Source organism: Chryseobacterium sp. 7, assembly GCF_003663845.1.
GTDB lineage: Bacteria > Bacteroidota > Bacteroidia > Flavobacteriales > Weeksellaceae > Chryseobacterium.
The window spans coordinates 2,325,073-2,343,661 of record NZ_RCCA01000001.1 but is presented as its reverse complement, the minus strand read 5'-3'; the positions used below and the strand labels follow the sequence as shown (position 1 = coordinate 2,343,661).

The 18,589-nt window shown below is 35.8% G+C and carries 14 protein-coding genes; 7 read left to right on the top strand and 7 right to left on the bottom strand.

What is annotated here, in order from left to right:
- Positions 1–8: 8 nt before the first annotated feature.
- Entirely contained in the window at positions 9–1,055 is a 1,047-nt protein-coding gene (locus tag CLU97_RS10775) for an acyltransferase family protein (protein ID WP_121487929.1), read from the bottom strand.
- Positions 1,030–1,965: a bifunctional riboflavin kinase/FAD synthetase gene (locus CLU97_RS10770; protein WP_121487928.1), complete on the bottom strand. Its 936-nt coding sequence runs from the start codon at positions 1,963–1,965 to the stop codon at positions 1,030–1,032. Before CLU97_RS10770 ends, CLU97_RS10775 begins: the two co-directional genes overlap by 26 nt.
- A 216-nt stretch (positions 1,966–2,181) precedes the next feature.
- On the opposite strand from CLU97_RS10770, the gene atpD reads away from it, so the two are divergent.
- The 3 genes from atpD (at position 2,182) to CLU97_RS10755 (ending at position 4,952) form a co-directional block, all read left to right on the top strand.
- Positions 2,182–3,690: a F0F1 ATP synthase subunit beta gene (gene atpD / locus CLU97_RS10765; protein WP_121487927.1), complete on the top strand. Its 1,509-nt coding sequence runs from the start codon at positions 2,182–2,184 to the stop codon at positions 3,688–3,690.
- A gap of 81 nt (positions 3,691–3,771) precedes the next feature.
- Complete coding sequence (locus CLU97_RS10760) at positions 3,772–4,053, top strand: FoF1 ATP synthase subunit delta/epsilon (protein ID WP_121489710.1); 282 nt, start codon at positions 3,772–3,774, stop codon at positions 4,051–4,053.
- Positions 4,054–4,133: 80 nt separating this feature from the next.
- Positions 4,134–4,952 (top strand): hypothetical protein, encoded by an 819-nt coding sequence (locus CLU97_RS10755; protein ID WP_121487926.1) that lies wholly within the window; start codon positions 4,134–4,136, stop codon positions 4,950–4,952.
- A 191-nt stretch (positions 4,953–5,143) separates the two neighbouring features.
- Here CLU97_RS10755 and CLU97_RS10750 read toward each other — a convergent pair whose 3' ends face one another.
- Both CLU97_RS10750 and CLU97_RS10745 read right to left on the bottom strand, forming a co-directional pair.
- On the bottom strand, positions 5,144–7,333 hold the full coding sequence (locus CLU97_RS10750) for a B12-binding domain-containing radical SAM protein (RefSeq protein WP_121487925.1): 2,190 nt from the start codon (positions 7,331–7,333) through the stop codon (positions 5,144–5,146).
- Between the two features lie 122 nt (positions 7,334–7,455).
- Positions 7,456–8,217, bottom strand: coding sequence for a hypothetical protein (locus CLU97_RS10745; RefSeq protein WP_121487924.1), 762 nt, complete (start codon positions 8,215–8,217; stop codon positions 7,456–7,458).
- 349 nt (positions 8,218–8,566) lie between these two features.
- Here CLU97_RS10745 and CLU97_RS10740 point away from each other — a divergent pair, with 349 nt between their 5' ends.
- Entirely contained in the window at positions 8,567–9,154 is a 588-nt protein-coding gene (locus CLU97_RS10740; RefSeq protein ID WP_121487923.1) for a Crp/Fnr family transcriptional regulator, read from the top strand.
- A 137-nt stretch (positions 9,155–9,291) separates the two neighbouring features.
- The gene (locus CLU97_RS10735; RefSeq protein ID WP_121487922.1) at positions 9,292–9,942 is read left to right on the top strand and encodes an NADPH-dependent F420 reductase; all 651 of its coding nucleotides are present in this window, start codon (positions 9,292–9,294) and stop codon (positions 9,940–9,942) included.
- A gap of 76 nt (positions 9,943–10,018) precedes the next feature.
- Here the strand turns inward: CLU97_RS10735 and CLU97_RS10730 are convergent, their stop codons facing one another.
- The 3 genes from CLU97_RS10730 to CLU97_RS10720 all read right to left on the bottom strand — a co-directional run bounded on the left by CLU97_RS10730 (position 10,019) and on the right by CLU97_RS10720 (position 13,357).
- Positions 10,019–10,897 (bottom strand): DMT family transporter, encoded by an 879-nt coding sequence (locus CLU97_RS10730; RefSeq protein ID WP_121487921.1) that lies wholly within the window; start codon positions 10,895–10,897, stop codon positions 10,019–10,021.
- A gap of 66 nt (positions 10,898–10,963) precedes the next feature.
- On the bottom strand, positions 10,964–12,235 hold the full coding sequence (locus CLU97_RS10725; protein WP_183084633.1) for an aminotransferase class I/II-fold pyridoxal phosphate-dependent enzyme: 1,272 nt from the start codon (positions 12,233–12,235) through the stop codon (positions 10,964–10,966).
- A gap of 84 nt (positions 12,236–12,319) precedes the next feature.
- Positions 12,320–13,357 (bottom strand): PLP-dependent cysteine synthase family protein, encoded by a 1,038-nt coding sequence (locus CLU97_RS10720; protein WP_121487919.1) that lies wholly within the window; start codon positions 13,355–13,357, stop codon positions 12,320–12,322.
- 223 nt (positions 13,358–13,580) lie between these two features.
- On the opposite strand from CLU97_RS10720, the gene CLU97_RS10715 reads away from it, so the two are divergent.
- Together CLU97_RS10715 and CLU97_RS10710 are read left to right on the top strand one after the other, a co-directional pair.
- Positions 13,581–17,066 carry a DUF2723 domain-containing protein gene (locus CLU97_RS10715; RefSeq protein ID WP_121487918.1) on the top strand — a complete coding sequence of 1,162 codons (3,486 nt, stop codon included), beginning with the start codon at positions 13,581–13,583 and terminating at the stop codon, positions 17,064–17,066.
- Between the two features lie 89 nt (positions 17,067–17,155).
- The gene (locus CLU97_RS10710; RefSeq protein WP_228437644.1) at positions 17,156–18,421 is read left to right on the top strand and encodes a hypothetical protein; all 1,266 of its coding nucleotides are present in this window, start codon (positions 17,156–17,158) and stop codon (positions 18,419–18,421) included.
- Positions 18,422–18,589 lie beyond the last annotated feature (168 nt).

Here is an 18,589-nt window from a genome sequence, read left to right as displayed (position 1 = left end):
GCTATTCATTATTGAATAGCCTTTTTTGCAAATAAATCTTTATATCCTAATGCTTTCTTTTCAATCAGATGCCAGGAAATATATCCTAACATAAATGAAAGCGGTAATGTAATAATCATCAAAAGAACCGGATCCAGCTTAAAAAAATACATCAGTGTCTGCTGTACAGGAAAAGAATAAATATAAATTCCGTAGGAAGTGTCTCCTACTACTTCCCCAAGCCTGTTAATATATTGGGTTGATCTTTTACCAAGAAGAATGACTAATATAGGAATCGTAATATAACTGGCATATATAAAAAAGCCCATATAGATACTCAGAGCAAGTACAATAAACGAAAGGATAATAAGAATATTCTCTGTTTTTTTACTTTTTATATCCAAATAGGTTAATACCATTCCGGCTGTGAAAAAGCACATCAGATTATAAAAACTGCCGCTGCCCAGTTCCATTCTTCTGAATACTCCAAAAAGAAAATCAGGATGAAAAATGGTTAAGGCATAGCTTATTATAAAAAGGAGGATCACAACTATTTTCATGAATTTTTTCTTCCTTATAAAAAATAAGAATGAAACCATGATATACATGCTGAATTCATAGCATATAGTCCATAAACTTCCATTGATACTGTGTTTGTAAGGATTGTTTTCAAAAACACCGTCAATACCTTTCTGACGGAAAAATAAAGTTAAATTTTGAGGAATATAAGTGTATACCGACTTATTATGCAGATAAGGAACTGAGCTTTCATACACCGCGGGTGCGAGTAAAACGGTAAGAAAAAGAACTACGAATAATGCAGGGTAGAGCCGTAGAAGCCTTTTCCAATAATAATCGGCTAAGCCTTTACAGCGAAGAAGACTGTTAAAAATTAAATATCCGGAGATAATAAAAAATCCGTGGACACCAACGTATGAAAAATTCATCTGGCTTTTAGTGATCCGGGATAATATATCGCCTTCAGTAGCGCCTGACAAGGCATAAGAATGGGAAATAATTACAAAACTTGCAAAAATAAATCTAAGAAAATCAAAATTGTTGATTCTTGAAATCATAATCCTGGGTGTGTTTTTTATCCAGGTCCAGTCTTTCGATAAGCTTTTCTAAGCTTTCAAATTTAATTTCATCATGAAGGAAATCTCTGAACCTGACGGTTATTTTTTCATCATATATATCGTCATTAAAATCCAGAATATAAACTTCAACAGTTAATTTTTCTCCGTTTACGGTAGGGTTGGTGCCCACACTCAGCATTCCTTTATATGAATTACCTTTTATAAATACTTCTACAATATAAGCTCCTTTTTTGGGTAAAAGCTTAATAGATTCCGTATCAATATTGGCGGTAGGATAACCAATGGTTCTTCCGATCTTCTTTCCGTGGACTACTGTACCAGATACTGAGTAGGGATACCCCAGCATCTCATTAGCTTCTGTAATATTTCCGGTTAAAAGAGCATTACGAACCTTTGTTGAACTGATATTATTTTCGTGGATGTTAATGGCTTCCATTTGTTCTACTTCAAAATCAAGCTCTTTGGATAATTTCTTAAGAAGCTCGAAGTTTCCGCTTTTATTTTTTCCGAAGGAATGGTCGTATCCTATAATAAGGTATTTTACATTGAGTTTATCAACTAAAATCTGACGTACAAACTCTTCTCCGGTTAAGTTTCTGAATTCTTCATCAAATTCTTTCAGGAACAGATTATCAATACCATATTTCTCCACCAGCTGTTTTTTTTCTTCCAGCGTATTCAGCAGTTTTAGATCTTCATTAGGATTAAAAACAAACCTTGGATGCGGCCAGAAAGTAAGGATAGCAGTTTCCAGATTATTCTCTGTACCTACTTTAGTCAGTTCATCAATGATACTCTTGTGCCCGAGATGTACCCCGTCAAACATACCCAAAGACAATGCTAAAGGCTTTTGAGAAGAGTAATCTGTAAAATTCTTGAAAACTTTCAAAACGGAAAAATTTGATTGCAAATATAGAAATAATGTACCAATGTATCAATATAACATAGAGTAATACCCGTAACCTTAACATTGTTACCCGAATATATTGCTATATCGGGATATTACTAAAATAATCTATTCTCAAAAAGCATGATAAAAATCTTTTTTTTACCAATTGCGGGTTTATGAAGAATCACTATATTTGCACCAAGAAAAAATTTAGCAATGGCAAACCAAATTAAAGGTAAAATTTCTCAAATTATTGGTCCGGTAATCGACGTTGTCTTCACAGATGTGGAAGCTGTTCCAGCAATCTATGACGCGTTAGAAATTACAAAAGAAAACGGTGAAAAAGTAATCTTAGAAGTAGAACAACATATTGGCGAAGATACAGTAAGATGTATTGCAATGGACGCTACTGACGGTCTTAAAAGAGGGCAGGACGTAATTGGATACGGAAATCCTATTATGATGCCTATCGGTGAGGCGGTAAACGGAAGATTATTCAACGTTGTTGGTGATGCTATCGACGGACTTCAAAATATTTCTAATGAAGGTGGTCTTCCAATTCACAGACCAGCTCCAAAATTTGATCAACTTTCAACTTCTGCAGAAGTTTTATTTACAGGTATTAAAGTAATCGACTTAGTTGAGCCTTACGCAAAAGGAGGTAAAATTGGTTTGTTCGGTGGTGCCGGTGTAGGTAAAACAGTATTGATCCAGGAGTTGATTAATAATATTGCAAAAGGACACGGAGGTCTTTCTGTATTCGCCGGAGTAGGTGAAAGAACGAGAGAAGGAAATGACCTTTTGAGAGAGATGTTGGAATCAGGTATTATCAAGTATGGTGATGATTTCATGCACTCTATGGAAAACGGAGGTTGGGATCTTTCTAAAGTAGACTTAGAAGCTATGAAAGATTCTAAAGCTGCATTCGTTTTCGGACAGATGAACGAGCCGCCAGGTGCAAGAGCGAGAGTAGCACTTTCTGGTCTTACATTGGCTGAGTACTACAGAGATGGTGGAGAAAGCGGACAAGGTAGAGATGTACTTTTCTTCGTAGACAACATCTTCCGTTTTACACAGGCTGGTTCTGAGGTATCTGCACTTCTTGGTCGTATGCCGTCAGCAGTAGGTTACCAACCAACACTAGCTTCTGAAATGGGTGCGATGCAGGAAAGAATTACTTCCACTAAAAACGGTTCAATTACTTCAGTACAGGCGGTATATGTACCTGCGGATGACTTAACTGACCCGGCTCCTGCAACTACGTTTGCTCACTTGGATGCAACTACGGTACTTGACAGAAAGATTGCTTCATTAGGTATCTATCCAGCAGTAGATCCACTTTCTTCTACTTCAAGAATTCTAAACCCTGAAATTTTAGGGAACGATCACTATAACTGTGCTCAGAGAGTAAAAGAAATCCTTCAAAGATATAAAGCACTTCAGGATATCATTGCAATCCTTGGTATGGAAGAACTTTCTGAAGAAGATAAATCTGTTGTTTACCGTGCAAGAAAAGTTCAGAGATTCTTATCTCAGCCTTTCCACGTAGCAGAGCAGTTTACGGGTATCCCAGGATCATTAGTAGATATCAAAGATACTATCAAAGGTTTCAACATGATTATGGATGGTGAATTAGATCACTTACCAGAAGCAGCTTTCAACTTGAAAGGAACCATCGAAGAAGCTATCGAAGCTGGACAAAAAATGTTAGCTGATAACGCATAAATTATTAACAATTTGAGATTTGAAATTTGAAGTTCTATGAGTAATTTCAAATTTCAAACATCAAATTTCAAATTTGTTTCTATGAATATAAAAATTTTAACACCAGAATACGTAGTTTTTGAAGGAGAAGTAGACTCAGTATTATTGCCTGGAAAAAATGGTGAATTTCACATCATGAAAAACCACGCAGGAATTGTTTCTTCTTTAATCGGAGGTGAAGTAAAGCTTTTTGCTAATTCTATTGATGAGGCTTTTGCTAAAAACTTTACTAAAGAATCCGGAAAAGACTCTGTTTTTGCTTATGCTATCAAAAGCGGTGTTGTAGAATTTAATCATAATAAAGGAATTATCCTTTGTGAATAATTAAATGAAAAGCTAAATATATTTTCAAGAAAGTGTAACTTTGTGTTACACTTTTTTTATGTATGTAAAAGTCTGATGGTATGAAGAAAGGCATAATCATATTTTTTACAATTCTGGGTGTTTTCCTCCATGCTCAGAATATCAAAACCAAGAGAGGAATTATCAATCTTGACGGCATTCCGGTAGCTAAGCTCTCCAGCAAATCCAGCGAATATACTTTTATGGATTTAAAAGAGACTCCGCTCTATACGATAAAATTCATTGATAAAAGCATCGTTGATTCTGTTCGTGACAGCTATATCATTGTCAATAGAGTATACAACAGAGATAAAACCATTGAGATTGATTATTCATCACCTTCTGCGTTCTCCGGAGAAGAAAAGTCAGCCGTTTTTACTTCCGTCAAAGATCTTAAAATCATTGATAATAAAGGAATCAATGTCAAAAACCTTGATGAGCTTTTCTCTAATGTTCCCAAAAGAAAACTGGACACTAAAACCAAAGACGCCTACACCATCAGAAAGAAAATAGATAAGATGAATATTGAGGTGAACAAAGTGGGAGAGATCCTCAGTAATGGTGTTCCCGTAGGATATTTTACCAATTTACCCATAAGTTTCGGCTCAGAAGATACCATTATGGACAAGACCCCTATAGATATTGAGATCTATGATGCTAAAAGCAAGCTTATCGGGAGATATATCACTACAACAAAACAATTGAAGACAGCGGGAGGAAAATCTTTTACCATATACAAGGAAATGTCTGGTAGAGCCTCTATTTTAAAATTCCCAACCTATAAAGCATTGGCAGAACGTATGGCTATTATGGATCCGAATTTTATTAAAATTCAGGAAAAGGTATCTGTAGGAACCGTATCAAAGGAAACTCCTAACTGATTTATTTATCAATAGGAATTCCTTCGGTATGAAAAATAGAAAATTTTATTCTCTTAAATAAAAATCTGAGTAAATCCAATCCGTGTAATCTGTGAGAGATTATAATTCAATCAAGTCTTATTCATCCAGAAAAATAAAAATTCACAAAAAATTCTGCAATTTCAAAAATCCCTGAAAAAAAACGAAAATTTTTATAAACTTAAAATCACGCCATTTTCCTTCAATTGCTGTATAGGTTTTGAGAACCAGAATAACTCAAAATCTTCAAAGTTTTCTTCAAATTGAGTCTTAAGTTGCTGAATTGTAGGTTTTTTAGAATTTTCAATCGCATTTTCTTCCAGTATGTTCATCAGCCATTTTGCTTTGTCCTGTTCCAACTCTACCTTCACAATATTGGTTTTTAAGTGGAATGTAAGAAGCGTATATGTACCAGAATATTTCTTGTTATTTTTTACGCGATTCTCAGCGATTACGTTTTTGGTCAAAAAGATAACTTTAGAATTTCCTTTCAAGCTAAACTGTCCATCTTCCAAAAGGCAGTCATGGATATAATCCGGATGAATGGTTGTTCTAGGAATTTTAAAATCAAACCACTCCTGAAGTGGAAGTTCGAAATTGACTCCATGCATATAATTGAATAGAGATTTTTTTAATCCGAAACTGAACTTGTTATGATCAATTCCGGTTTTATCTTTAAAATCGATATCATTGTTGGCAAATAAGATTTCCTGCTTTAGGGGAACTACTCCGAAATCTTCGGGGCTGATTCCTACAGGCGAATGAGCAGTCATGGCAAACTGATGCCAGAATCCGCTTTGAAGAATTCCCATTTCAAACATCTGCCGGATCATTTCCAGAGAATCAACGGTTTCCTGAACGGTTTGGGTAGGGTAGCCATACATCAGATAGGCATGAACCATGATTCCGGCTTCTGTAAAATTTCTGGTTACGTTGGCAACCTGCTCTACAGAAACACCTTTATCAATTAATTTCAACAATCGGTCACTGGCCACTTCAAGTCCTCCGGAAACGGCGACACATCCCGAAAGCTTTAGAAGGTAACATAAGTCACGGGTGAAACTTTTTTCAAAACGGATATTAGTCCACCACGTAACAACAAGGTTTCTACGGAGAATTTCCAGCGCTACTTCTCTCATCAAGGCAGGTGGTGCTGCTTCATCTACAAAATGGAATCCTGTTTCACCGGTTGTCCTGATCAGCTCTTCAATTCGGTCAACCAGAATTTTAGCAGAAATAGGTTCGTAGATTTTGATGTAGTCTAAAGAAATATCACAGAATGTACATTTTCCCCAGTAGCATCCATGTGCCATGGTCAGTTTATTCCATCTTCCGTCACTCCATAGGCTGTGCATAGGATTGGCGATTTCGATAACGGAAATATACTGATCCAGTTTTAAATCTGTATAATCAGGTGTCCCTATTTCAGATTGTTTATAATCATGTCTTTTAGAATTATTCCTGTAAACAACTTCATTTTTTTCGAGAAGGAAAGTTCTCTTGAATTCACCTTCCTCAGTATCAATTTTTAAATTCTGATGAAGAAGTTCAAGTGGAAGTTCACCATCATCTAAAGTAATAAAGTCAAAAAATTCAAATACTCTCTGATCTTTCACTTCCCTTAATTCTGTATTGGGAAAACCTCCTCCCATAGCCGTTTTAATGTGAGGATAATGTTTCTTGATCCATTGTGCACATTTGAAACCAGAGTACAGGTTACCAGGAAACGGTACCGAAAAACAAACCAGTTTCGGCTGAACAGTTTCTATTTTTTCACGAAGAATTTTTAAAGTAAATTCATCAATAAATGTGAATTCACCAGATAGTTTGGAATATAATTCATCAAAAGAATTGGCACTTTTCCCAAGACGTTCTGCATATCTGCTGAAGCCAAAATCAGAATCAATATTTTCTACAATATAGTCTGAAATATCTTCCAGATATAACGTTGCCAGATGTTTGGCTTTATCCTGAAGACCCATATTTCCGAAAGCAAATTCCATGTCATCCAGCTGATTGAAGCGGGAAGCTTCGGGAAGGAAATTCATACTACAGATCTGTCTTGCCAAAGTAGGAGTCTTATCCTGCAAAAAAGTAATAACCTGATCTATTGTTTTTAAATATTCTTCTCTTAGTGCATAAATTCTCTGAGAGTTTTCAGAGGTGTTATGAAGATCAATTTCTTTATTGAAAACCTTCTGAATTCCGTCTTTTGAAAATAATTCCAAAATAACATCTATCCCCAAATCTACCTGATATGCGGAAATATTTTTAGTATTTAAAAATCCTTTAATATAAGCCGTTGCAGGATAGGGAGTATTAAGCTGGGTAAAAGGCGGAGTAATAAGAAGCAGGTCTTTCAACAGAAATTTTTTGCAAAGTTATTCTAAAGTTTTTTTAGAAAAAAATTTTTTCCCCTGATTATAGATAATCAGGAAAAGACTTTGCGTTCGGTGTTATTATAATCTCTATTACAAGTAATCTTCTAAAATAAATTGGCAGGTTTATTAAACAAGGCATCCGGAGAATTGCTGTCGATAAAATGTAAAAAAGCATCTTCATCAAAATATCCGTCTTCATCAAGAATTTCAGTTTTTAGCAATCCAATTTCGCTAGGTTTTTCAATGCTGATATTCTCTATGAATTTTCCGGTTTTTCCGATGATTTCGTTATGAAAGCTAATGAGATATCTTGAATATATATTGCCTTCTGCTACCGTATAATGGCCGTTTTCTGCAATAAGAGAGGTCATAATACTTCCTCCGATATACGTTTCATTATCATTACCCGAAGCTCCAAATAATACTTTGGATGTAATATTTCCGGAACAGTACAGTGAACCATTGATAATGATATTTTTTGCCTGAATATTACCTGTAACAATGAGAATAATATAATCTTCCACAAACAGCTTTTCCGATAAGTCAAGATTATCTTCTATAAGAACAATTTTATATCCTTCATCTTCCGTAGTAATCAGTTCCAGAGAAGAACTGCTTTCATTTTGTATAAGAACAATTTCAGGGACATCATTTTCATTATTGATGTGCAGGGAAGCGTCTTTTATTTTTTCTGCTGTTTCATCATCCAGCATTTCGAGAAATTCTGCAAGACTTTCTTCATCTAAATTGCTTTCATCGAAAAAATTATTTTCCAGCGCTTCATGAGCTACATTATAAAGATTTTCTGATTTTTCTTTGAGCTTTTTATATAATTGATCTTTGGTGAGTTTTTGCAATTCTTTCATCGGTTTCAAAAGTATATACATTGGTCTTCAAAGTGAGGAAATACCTATTAATAGACAGATGCAATATAGTCAGATAAATTTTGTTATGCCAGAAAGTAAAGGATTTATTTTCTTAAATGTTTTCCGGCATAATATTTTTTTAGCTTAATATGATATTATTTTATCAATAGACTCACTTCTACGAACTCCTGTATGGTATTTTATTATTCTGATACAAAAAGGAACAGTATTAAAATAATTTTTTGATATTGATTTTTTAGCATGATTTATCCTTATAGTGTTCAATTTTTTTGATATATTGTAATGATGATTTACTCAAAATCTATATAACAAGTACATTTTATTTACAATGTCAAAAGAAACCACTCCGCTTGTAGAATATTTTAAAAGCTATATTCCGCTTTCAAAGAAAGAAACTGAGGTTTTGAATGAAAGATTTGTTGAAAGAAGAATCAAGCGAAAACAATTTATCCTGCAGGAAAATGAAATTTGCCAATATTATACATTTGTAGTTTCAGGATGCCTAAAAATGTACAATATAGATGGTAACGGGGAGGAGCATAATCTTCAGTTTGCTGCAGAAAACGACTGGATTGTAGATATAGACAGTTTTCATAATAAAAAACCAAGCCAGCTGTATATTTCAGCTCTTGAAACTTCTACTGTTCTGCAGATTGAGAAAAATGACCTTTGGTTTCTTTATACTTATTATCCCAAATTCGACAGGAATTTCAGGGTAATTATTGAACAAAAATTTATTGAGCTCCAAAACCGGGTGCTTCAAAATATAAGTGCTACCGGAGAAGAAAAATATGAATCTTTCCTGAAGCATTATCCTCAGTTGGCCAATCGGCTTCCCAATACCCAGATTGCTTCTTATCTTGGAATTACTCCGCAGTTTTTAAGCAAAATCCGGCAAAGAAGAATAAAAAGCTGACCCTATTTATCTTTTTATGAAACTAGTTTCATCATTTGCCTTACCAAATATCAAGATCAGTTCTTAAACTAGTTTGCCATTTTTTTGATGTCTTTCCACCTAATTTTGACATAGATAAATAGTAAAAATCAAAAGAAATGGAAACATTAAAAAAAGTGGCCGTTATCGGTCTTGGTAACATTGGAAAAGCAATTGCAGGTGATTTGGTTAATAACAGCCACCATGTGATTGTAGCGTCAAGAAATAATGAAGAGTCTGCTGACTTTGCTCAACAGTCTAAAGGTTTTGCCCAAAGTATGGATATTGATCAGGCGATTAATAATGCAGATATTATTATTCCGGCAATATGGTTTGGTGCTTTTAAAGAGTTTTTCAATGACCATGGAGACATTCTGAAAGGTAAAACCATTATTGATGTATCTAATCCTATTGCTCCGGATGGAAATGGAGGATTTAAAAAGATTATTGGAGAACAGGAATCTGCAGGAGAACTTAACAGAGCAGTGCTTCCCCAGGGTGCTAAACTTGCAAAAGCATTCGGCACATTGGGTGCTGGAAGTCTTGCAGGTGCTTCTAACATTAGTCCTGAAAAAGCGGTATTATTTTATGCTTCAGATGATGCTTCAGTTGACAAGGATGTGGAAGATGTAATTACAAATGCAGGATTTGATCCTTTAAAAGTGGGAGGGATTGATCAGTCGATCCGTATTGAAGTTTTTGGAGATCTGCATGAATTTGGAGCACTGGGAAAAACGGTGAGTCTTGCAGAAGCAAAATCAAAATTATAGGAAAACACTTACTCAAGTGATACAAAAAAGCCGGACTCATAAAGACGTCCGGCTTTTGTATTATTTTTTATATCCGTTAAGCATGACCTATTTTCTTTTGATCACCAATCACATTCAACGTAACTCCAAAAAGAATTAAAGTAATTCCGATCAACAGATTAGGAGTGAATTTTTCATGAAACATCAAAACACTGATCAATACAGCAACTACAGGCTCCAACGCTCCTAAAATAGCAACAGGAGTAGAGCCGATATATTTGATGGCAAATACCAGACATAAGCTGGAAATAACCGTAGTCAAAAATGCGAAAATAAGAAAGTTAATGAAAACCTCTGTTGAAGGAATAGCAAATGATTCATTCGCCATTAAAGCTTTGGTCATAAAGAATATTGAAGTGAAAAGCATAGAATAAAACGTCAGCTTAAATCCTGAAACCTTAATATTCGATTTGTTGACGATAACCATATATAAAGCATAGAACAGCGAACTTAGCATTACAATTCCCAGTCCTGCAAAATTGATTCCCAGTCCGTTTCCTTTTAAACATAAAACGATTACTCCCGCGAAAGCCAGAAGCAAAGAGGTTCCGGATAGCTTAGTAAGTTTCTCTTTGTAAAAGAAAAGCATGATCAACGCTACAATAATCGGGTAGACAAATAAAACGGTAGAGGCAATTCCCGGCGTGAGGAAATCATAACCCAAAAACAGAAATTCTGAAGAAAGGGCATAGCAGATTCCAAGGATGGCCAGAATTAAGGCTTCCTTTTTATTGATTTTAAAACTTTCCCTGGAATACAGCAGATATCCTCCCACCATTAAAGCTGAAAAGAAAAATCTGTAAAACAGTGTGATATCCATTGAAAAGTGTGCCCGCTTCACAGGCAGAATAAAAATCGGAATCAGACCATATGAAACAGCCGATAAAATTCCCAGTGTGTAACCTCTAAGTTTCATTTGCTTTTATAGGTATTAAACAAAAAAGCCACTGAATCAATCAGTGGCTTTTTCTATTTTTTAAGATTAAATCGGTTTAAAACTTAATCCTTGTTCCTGCAGTAATTTTTGCTCCTGCTCTTTGTAGTAGCCACCTACTAATTTATCATGAATCGCTTCAAACGCTGCCAGAGTTTCATTGATCTCTGCATCTGTATGAGAAGCGGTAGGAATCAGTCTTAAAAGAATCATTCCTTTAGGAATGACCGGATATACCACCACAGAGGTGAAGATTCCGTAATTTTCTCTTAAATCTTTTACCAATAGAGTAGCTTCTACCGGAGTTCCCTGCATCATAACCGGAGTTACACAAGTGTTGGTGTCCCCAATATTGAAGCCTCTTTCTTTAAGCCCGTTTTGTAGTTTTTCAACATTCTCCCAAAGTTTAGCTTTGATCTCAGGTCTTGATCTCAATAGCTCCAGTCTTTTTAATCCTCCGATTACCATTGGCATCGTAAGAGATTTTGCAAAGATTTGTGATCTCAGGTTGAATTTCAGATATCTGATGATTTCTTTGTCACCCGCAAGGAATGCTCCGAAACCTGCCATAGATTTAGCAAAAGTAGAGAAGTAAACATCAATCTGATCGTTACAATCCTGCTCTTCACCCACACCGGCACCAGTTGTACCAAGAGTTCCGAAACCGTGAGCATCATCTACTAATAATCTGAACTGGTATTTTGATTTAAGATCACAGATCTCTTTAATTTTTCCCTGCTGGCCTCTCATCCCGAAAACTCCTTCCGTAATAACAAGAATACCTCCTCCTGTTTCTTCAGCTACTTTAGTGGCTCTCTGAAGGTTTTTCTCAAGGCTTTCCATATCGTTGTGCTTATAGGTAAATCTCTTACCGGAATGAAGTCTTACTCCATCCACGATGCAGGCATGAGAATCCATATCATAAACAATCACATCATTTCTGCTTACCAAAGCATCAATGGTAGAAACCATTCCCTGGTAACCGAAATTTAATAAGTATGCTGATTCTTTTTTAACGAAGTCTGCCAATTCTCTTTCCAGCTGAAGGTGCTGATCTGTTTCTCCGGACATTGCTCTTGCTCCCATAGGATAGAACATTCCATATTCTGCAGCCGCTTTTGCATCCGCTTCTATAACTTCAGGGTGATTACACAGTCCTAAATAGTCATTGGCACTCCAGAAAATTACTTCTCTCCCCTGAAACTGCATTCTAGGGCCAATAGGTCCCTCTAATCTTGGGAAAATAAAATAGCCTTCACCATAATCTGCAAATTGTCCAAGTGGTCCTGGATTTTCTTTTATTCTTTCAAAAATATCCAACATTGTATCGTAATTTTTAAGTAAAAAAGCCTTTTTTGTCAGAACACGCAAAAGGCTTTATTTGTATCGTGATTTTATTCGTTCTTATTTGATAAACTCTGTTTTGAAAACTTCGTCATAATTGTGAACACAGTTGTTTACAAATCCCTGCTCGGCCATCCATTTATCACTGTATACTTTAGTGATGTATCTGGAACCGTGGTCAGGATATATTAAAACAACCAGGTCATTTTCTGTAAGCTCATGAGACTGGGCATACTGAATGAGTCCCTGTGTTACAGCTCCGGTAGTATAACCTCCCATGATGGCTTCTTTCAAAGCAATTTCACGGGTTCTGTACGCGGACATTTCATCATTTACCCTTACAAATTCATCTACCTTGTCGAAAAGCAGGGCTGCAGGGATAAGGTTTTTACCCATTCCCTCAATCTGATAAGGATGTACATCTTCTTTATGGATTTCTCCTGTCTCGTGATAGCTCTTTAATATGGAACCATCAGCATCCACACCAATGATTTTGATATCCGGATTTTTTTCCTTCAAAAACTTGGCAGAACCGGATAACGTACCACCAGTTCCGGTGCAGGCAAAAAGGTGAGTGATCTTACCTTCTGTCTGTTCCCAGATCTCAGGACCTGTAGTCTGATAGTGCGCATCAATATTAAGCTCATTAAAATACTGATTGATGTAAATAGAATTAGGTGTTTCCTGAGCGATTCTTTTAGCAACCTCATAGTATGATCTGGGATCATCTGCCGGTACATTGGCCGGGCATATATATACCGTAGCTCCCAATGCTTTCAGATAAGCAATTTTTTCAGGTTTTGTTTTATCACTTACTGCAAGAATACATTTATATCCCTTAATAATACATACCATCGCAATAGAAAACCCGGTATTACCGGAAGTAGTTTCTACAACTACAGAATCTTCTTTTAAAAGGCCTCTTTCTTCTGCGTTTTCTATAATATGACGTGCGATTCGGTCTTTGGTGGAATGTCCAGGATTATATGATTCTAACTTGGCATAAACGGTTGCTGGAATATCTTTTGTAACAGTATTTAGCTTCACCATCGGAGTGTGTCCTATCAGGCCAAGAATATTATCGTAAACATTACTCATTATTTGTTATTTTCAATAAAAATCTGACTGCAAAAATACAAAAAAATAAATAATTACTAAACTTTTGTTTGATTTCTAGGGCATAGTTTTGTAAAAAGTTATTTTTGTATTTACAGTTTTGACACGTCTATAATCGCAAATACTACGCCAAAATTTTTAAATTTTGTTAAAACCCGCATAAAATAAGATAAAAGCCTTATTTTCGCATAATTGATTTAATACTATGAAAAATTGGACTTTTAGGCAATGGAACACCGTTTCAGGATGGGTGATTTTCGTCATTGCGTTTTTCACGTACTTGTCCACCATAGAACCCAATTTCAGTTTCTGGGATTGTGGCGAGTACATTTCTTCTGCAGTAAAACTTGAAGTAACGCACGCTCCCGGAGCTGCTTTATTCCAGATAGTGGGTGCCGTGGCAGCCATTTTTGCATTAGGAAAAGGCGAAAACTATTCTATCGTGATCAACGCGATGTCTGCATTGTTCAGTGCGCTGACGATTTTATTTTTGTTCTGGACGATCACACATTTTGTGAGAAGACTTTTGAACAAAGATTTTGAAGAAATTACTAAACATCAGGAAATTTCTATTTTATTTGCCGGAGCGGTAGGAGCACTTTGCTTTACATTCTCAGATACGTTCTGGTTCTCGGCAGTAGAAGGTGAGGTTTACTCTATGGCTTCTATGTTTATTGCGCTTTTGGTCTGGTTAATCACCAAATGGGAAAATGAGTATAAAGCAGGAGACAGTGAAAGATGGATTATTCTTATTTTCTTCGTTTTAGGACTTTCTGTGGGAGTGCATATGATGTGTATGCTGGCAATCCCTGCGGTATGTCTGGTATACTATGCAAGAAATTATAAGTTTACCTGGAAAAACTTTATCTTGGCCAACCTTATTACCTTAGGAATTTTGATTATCGTTTTCAAAATTATCTTCCCTTTAATTATGACAATGTTCGGAAGACTTGAGATTTTCTTCGTAAATGGTCTTGGACTTCCTTTCCACTCAGGAACAATTGCAGCTTTTGTTTTGATGGTAGCGATCTGTTATTTCTTACTTAAGTATGCAAGAAAAGCAAAAAGAGATATTTATCAGACGGCTGCATTATCTGTAGTTTTCATGATGATTGGATTCTCTTGCTGGATGGTTATTCCTATCAGAGCGAATGCTAACCCGCCAATGAACCTTAATGATCCGGATACGGCAATTGGTATGCTGGATTATTATAACAGAGAACAGTATGGTGACTGGCCAACAATCTACGGACAAAACTATACCGCATTCCTTGATGCTAACGGAATTGAGAAAAATGAGGACGGAAGCTTCAAAACACAAAAAACCGGAGAGATCTACGAGAAAGATGAAAAAACCGGAACCTACAGAAAAACCGGAGACCGTTTCAATTATGTATTCAACAAGTCTCAGGTAAGCTTAATGCCAAGAATGTTTAATGAAGATAAGGATGTAATGGCCAACTATATTTCTATGTATGGTGCTCCTGATTTTACATTCAACTATGGTAATGAAGATGTGGCAGACAATCCACAGGCTAAGCAGATCTTTGATGAACTGAGAGCTAAATATGAAGACAAATCTATTACAGCTGCAGATTATCTGAAAGTAAAACCTTATAACCTGATCAATGTTCAGAAGCCTTCATTCCTTCAGAATATGGATTACTTTATCTCTTTCCAGAACGGATATTACTTTGTAAGATACCTGATGTGGAACTTCGTAGGAAGACAGAATGACCTTGAAGGAAATATGGAAAGCACAAAAGGAAACTGGATTTCCGGAATTCCTTTCATTGATAATGCTACGGTAGGAAATCAGGACAAGATGCCTGCAAAATTCATGAATGAAAGTACGGTGAAGTTCTTCTTCCTGCCATTAATTTTAGGTTTAATCGGATTTTTCTTCCAGTTAAACAGGGACTTCGGAAGATTCTATGCACTGTTATCCTTATTTATATTAACAAGTGTAGGAATTGTTTTCTATACAGGAGTAAAACCTTTTGAGCCGAGAGAAAGAGATTATGCAATGGTAGGTTCATTCTACGCATTTGCCATCTGGATTGGTTTGGGAGCAGGAGCTATCTTATGGTTCTTACAGTCCAAAATAAAATCAAACGGAGCCAACATCGGTTTAGGAGTGGTTTTATTAGGAGTACCTTTCATGATGGGCTTCCAGAACTATAATGTTCATGACAGAAGCAACAGGTATACAGCTTACGATTATGCCTATTCAGTATTAAAATCATTACCGAAAAATGATATCCTTTTCGTTTACGGAGATAATGATACTTACCCGGTTTGGGCGATTCAGGAGACTGAACAATTCAGAGATGATGTGAAGGTAGTGAACTTTACCCTTGCTTCAACTCCATGGAACCTTGATCAGATTAAAAGAAGAACGTACAACGCTATGGGAATCCCTAGCCAGTTGACCCATGACGATTACAGAGATGGTGTAAATGACCAGATTTATATGATGAAGAAGGAAGATTGGGAAGGTGTTTTCTCTATGTTGAAAGAACAGGGAGCTCCGGATACAGAATTCCAGTCTTTCAGAAAATATCTTACTCAGGATTCTTTAACACTGAAACAGGCAATTGAATTCATTAAATTCAAATCTCCTGAAAAAGACGAGTTATTGAAAATGTACTTCGGAGAAGAGAAATATGAAAAATATAATATTCTTCCGGTTAACAAATTCATCCTTCCGGTAAATAAAGAGAATGCTTTGAAAGCAGGAATCATCAACAAAGAAGATCTTCCAAACGTAGCAAATCAGATTATGATTACTTACAAAGGAAATACATTGTATAAAAACAACCTTATTTTGATGGATCTTTTGGCGAACTTCGACTGGAAGCGTCCAATCAACTTCTCATCAGGAGGTATCTATGACAGTGAGAATATTTTCTACCTGAACGATTATCTTCAGTTTGACGGATTCAGCTACCGATTAATTCCTATCCAAACACCTCCAACAGCTGATGGAGATATGGGAAGAGTAGATGCCAATTCTCTTTATAACGTAGTGAAAAACTTCAGATGGGGGAACTTCAAAAACTTAAATGCTCACTTTGATGAAACAGCTACTTCTAATATCATCAGCTACAGAATGTCAGCAAGCAGAGCTGCTTCGGCACTTGCATTAAGTGGACAGAAAGCGAAAGCATTAGAAATTCTGGACCTTGCAGCCAAAGAAATTCCTGCTGAGAAATATAATGATCCACGCTCATTAAGCTCAATTGTTTCGGGATACATCATCGCAGGTCAGGAGCAGAAAGGTCTTCAGATTGCTGAGGTACTTAAAAAAGGAATCTTTGAAGAATACGATTATTATTTAAGCCTATCCAAAGCAGACCAAAGTTACCTAAGAAGACAGATGAGAACAAAACCGATGGAATATTCTCTTGTGGTTTCTGCTGTAACGGATGCTTACACAAAAATCGGACAGAAAGAAAAAGCATACGCTTATCTGGTAAAATCCATAGAGCCAATTGATAAAAAGTTCAATGTATTTATCAAAGACCTTCAGGAAATGGGTAGAGAAAAGGCCATGAAAGAGTCTGAAAATGTTCAGCAGATCACGCCATTCTATCAGTATTTATTTGATGTGATGGAACCTTATGACTCCACTTATTCAAAAGAAAAAGAAAGTCAGATTACCAACGCAATTATCAAAGCAACAAAATAACATACTTTAAAACGGAACTTCGGTTCCGTTTTTTTATTTATTGGGAATCCTGAATATTAAGATTATATTTGTACAATTAAAAATACATAATGGCTGAAACAAAAAATAGCAGGTTCCCAATCTATGCTGTAATAGCTACTGTTGCTTTTAAGCTTCTTTTTTTACTTACGCATTACATTCAGGAAGATGCGTTTATTACATGGCGGGTCGCCCAGAATCTTCTGGATTATGGCGTAATTGGTTTCAATGGAGATACCAAAATTTCTGCGTCTACCACACATCTATATGTTTTTGTGTCTTATATTTTCAATCTTGTTTTTGGAAAAGAATACTTTATTGAACCTCTTCTGATTTTCAATTCGCTATTATTTACAATAGGAACTTTACTGCTTTCTCATTTGGTTCTTAAAAACCCTTGGCATAAAGCTATTTTTATATTTCTGATCGGTATTTTGCCGCCATCCATTAAAATCTCCATTCTAGGAATGGAGTATGGGCTTCTGTTCTTTCTGGAGATGTCATTATTATATTATGGTTTTTTTAAAGGCAAAAAATGGGTGCTGACAATTCTTCCGGTATTGATTATGTTTACCAGAATTGATACTGTGATCTTCCTTGGAATTGTATTTCTTGTAGACCTGTTCTGGAATAAAAAAATCAGATGGAATTATATTTTTGGAGGAGCCCTGGGGGTTTTATCCACGGTTGCTTTCAATTGGTTCTACTTTGGAGAATTGGTGAATAACACCATTACAGCTAAAAAACTTCTTTACAGTGAAAACTTAACGATCCAGCAGCATATAGGTTACTTTTTTAAAAGCTTCGGAAACTTCTGGGGAATGCTGAAAGTTCCCGGAGATTTTAATCCAATGACTATTGTGATCCTGATTTTTGAGCTGGTTTGCTTTATCTATCTGATCAGACAAAGAGAAAAAAGAAACTATTTTCTATGGATAATCTTCCTTTTCGGATGGGCAAAACAGATTATATTTATTTCTCAGAAAAGCTTGTTCGACTGGTATTACTGGGTGCCGCAACTTTTACTTTTCGTTCCTATTCTTATTTTTGTATTGGAGCAGAAAGAGAAGAGAAACCTGTGGTTGTCATTACTTGTAATATTCTATATTTTCCCGATGCTTGTTTTCCAGACTGTTCACTGTATTGCAACAGGAAACGGAGAATGGAACTACCGCAGAACAATTGGAACATTCTTAAACCAATATGAAAAAGATAAAAACCAGTGGATCTTATTGGAACCAGCTGGTTATGTACCTTATTTCTCAGGACTAAAAACGATTGATGAGGTTGGATTGGTAGATAAACAAATTCAGGAGGAGATAAAAAAGATAAAGTAAATTACTGGATCAATACCGTAAAAACAAGAAAACCGAAATATCTTCTTTCTTACGAAAACCTATACGAAGAAAAGAATGCAAATGCAGAGTATTATAAAACTCACTATAAGCTTTTGAAAGAATTCAGAGTAAAGGATCATCTGAAAAGTGACAATAAGATTTTAGAAA

What these genes read in the sequence shown, in the direction of transcription:
- CLU97_RS10775 (WP_121487929.1), bottom strand. Translation starts at nt 1,055, where the DNA reads ATGATTTCAAGAATCAACAATTTTGATTTTCTTAGATTTATTTTTGCA.
- atpD (WP_121487927.1), top strand. Translation starts at nt 2,182, where the DNA reads ATGGCAAACCAAATTAAAGGTAAAATTTCTCAAATTATTGGTCCGGTA.
- CLU97_RS10760 (WP_121489710.1), top strand. Translation starts at nt 3,772, where the DNA reads ATGAATATAAAAATTTTAACACCAGAATACGTAGTTTTTGAAGGAGAA.
- CLU97_RS10755 (WP_121487926.1), top strand. Translation starts at nt 4,134, where the DNA reads ATGAAGAAAGGCATAATCATATTTTTTACAATTCTGGGTGTTTTCCTC.
- CLU97_RS10745 (WP_121487924.1), bottom strand. Translation starts at nt 8,217, where the DNA reads ATGAAAGAATTGCAAAAACTCACCAAAGATCAATTATATAAAAAGCTC.
- CLU97_RS10740 (WP_121487923.1), top strand. Translation starts at nt 8,567, where the DNA reads ATGTCAAAAGAAACCACTCCGCTTGTAGAATATTTTAAAAGCTATATT.
- CLU97_RS10735 (WP_121487922.1), top strand. Translation starts at nt 9,292, where the DNA reads ATGGAAACATTAAAAAAAGTGGCCGTTATCGGTCTTGGTAACATTGGA.
- CLU97_RS10730 (WP_121487921.1), bottom strand. Translation starts at nt 10,897, where the DNA reads ATGAAACTTAGAGGTTACACACTGGGAATTTTATCGGCTGTTTCATAT.
- CLU97_RS10720 (WP_121487919.1), bottom strand. Translation starts at nt 13,357, where the DNA reads ATGAGTAATGTTTACGATAATATTCTTGGCCTGATAGGACACACTCCG.
- CLU97_RS10715 (WP_121487918.1), top strand. Translation starts at nt 13,581, where the DNA reads ATGAAAAATTGGACTTTTAGGCAATGGAACACCGTTTCAGGATGGGTG.
- CLU97_RS10710 (WP_228437644.1), top strand. Translation starts at nt 17,156, where the DNA reads ATGGCTGAAACAAAAAATAGCAGGTTCCCAATCTATGCTGTAATAGCT.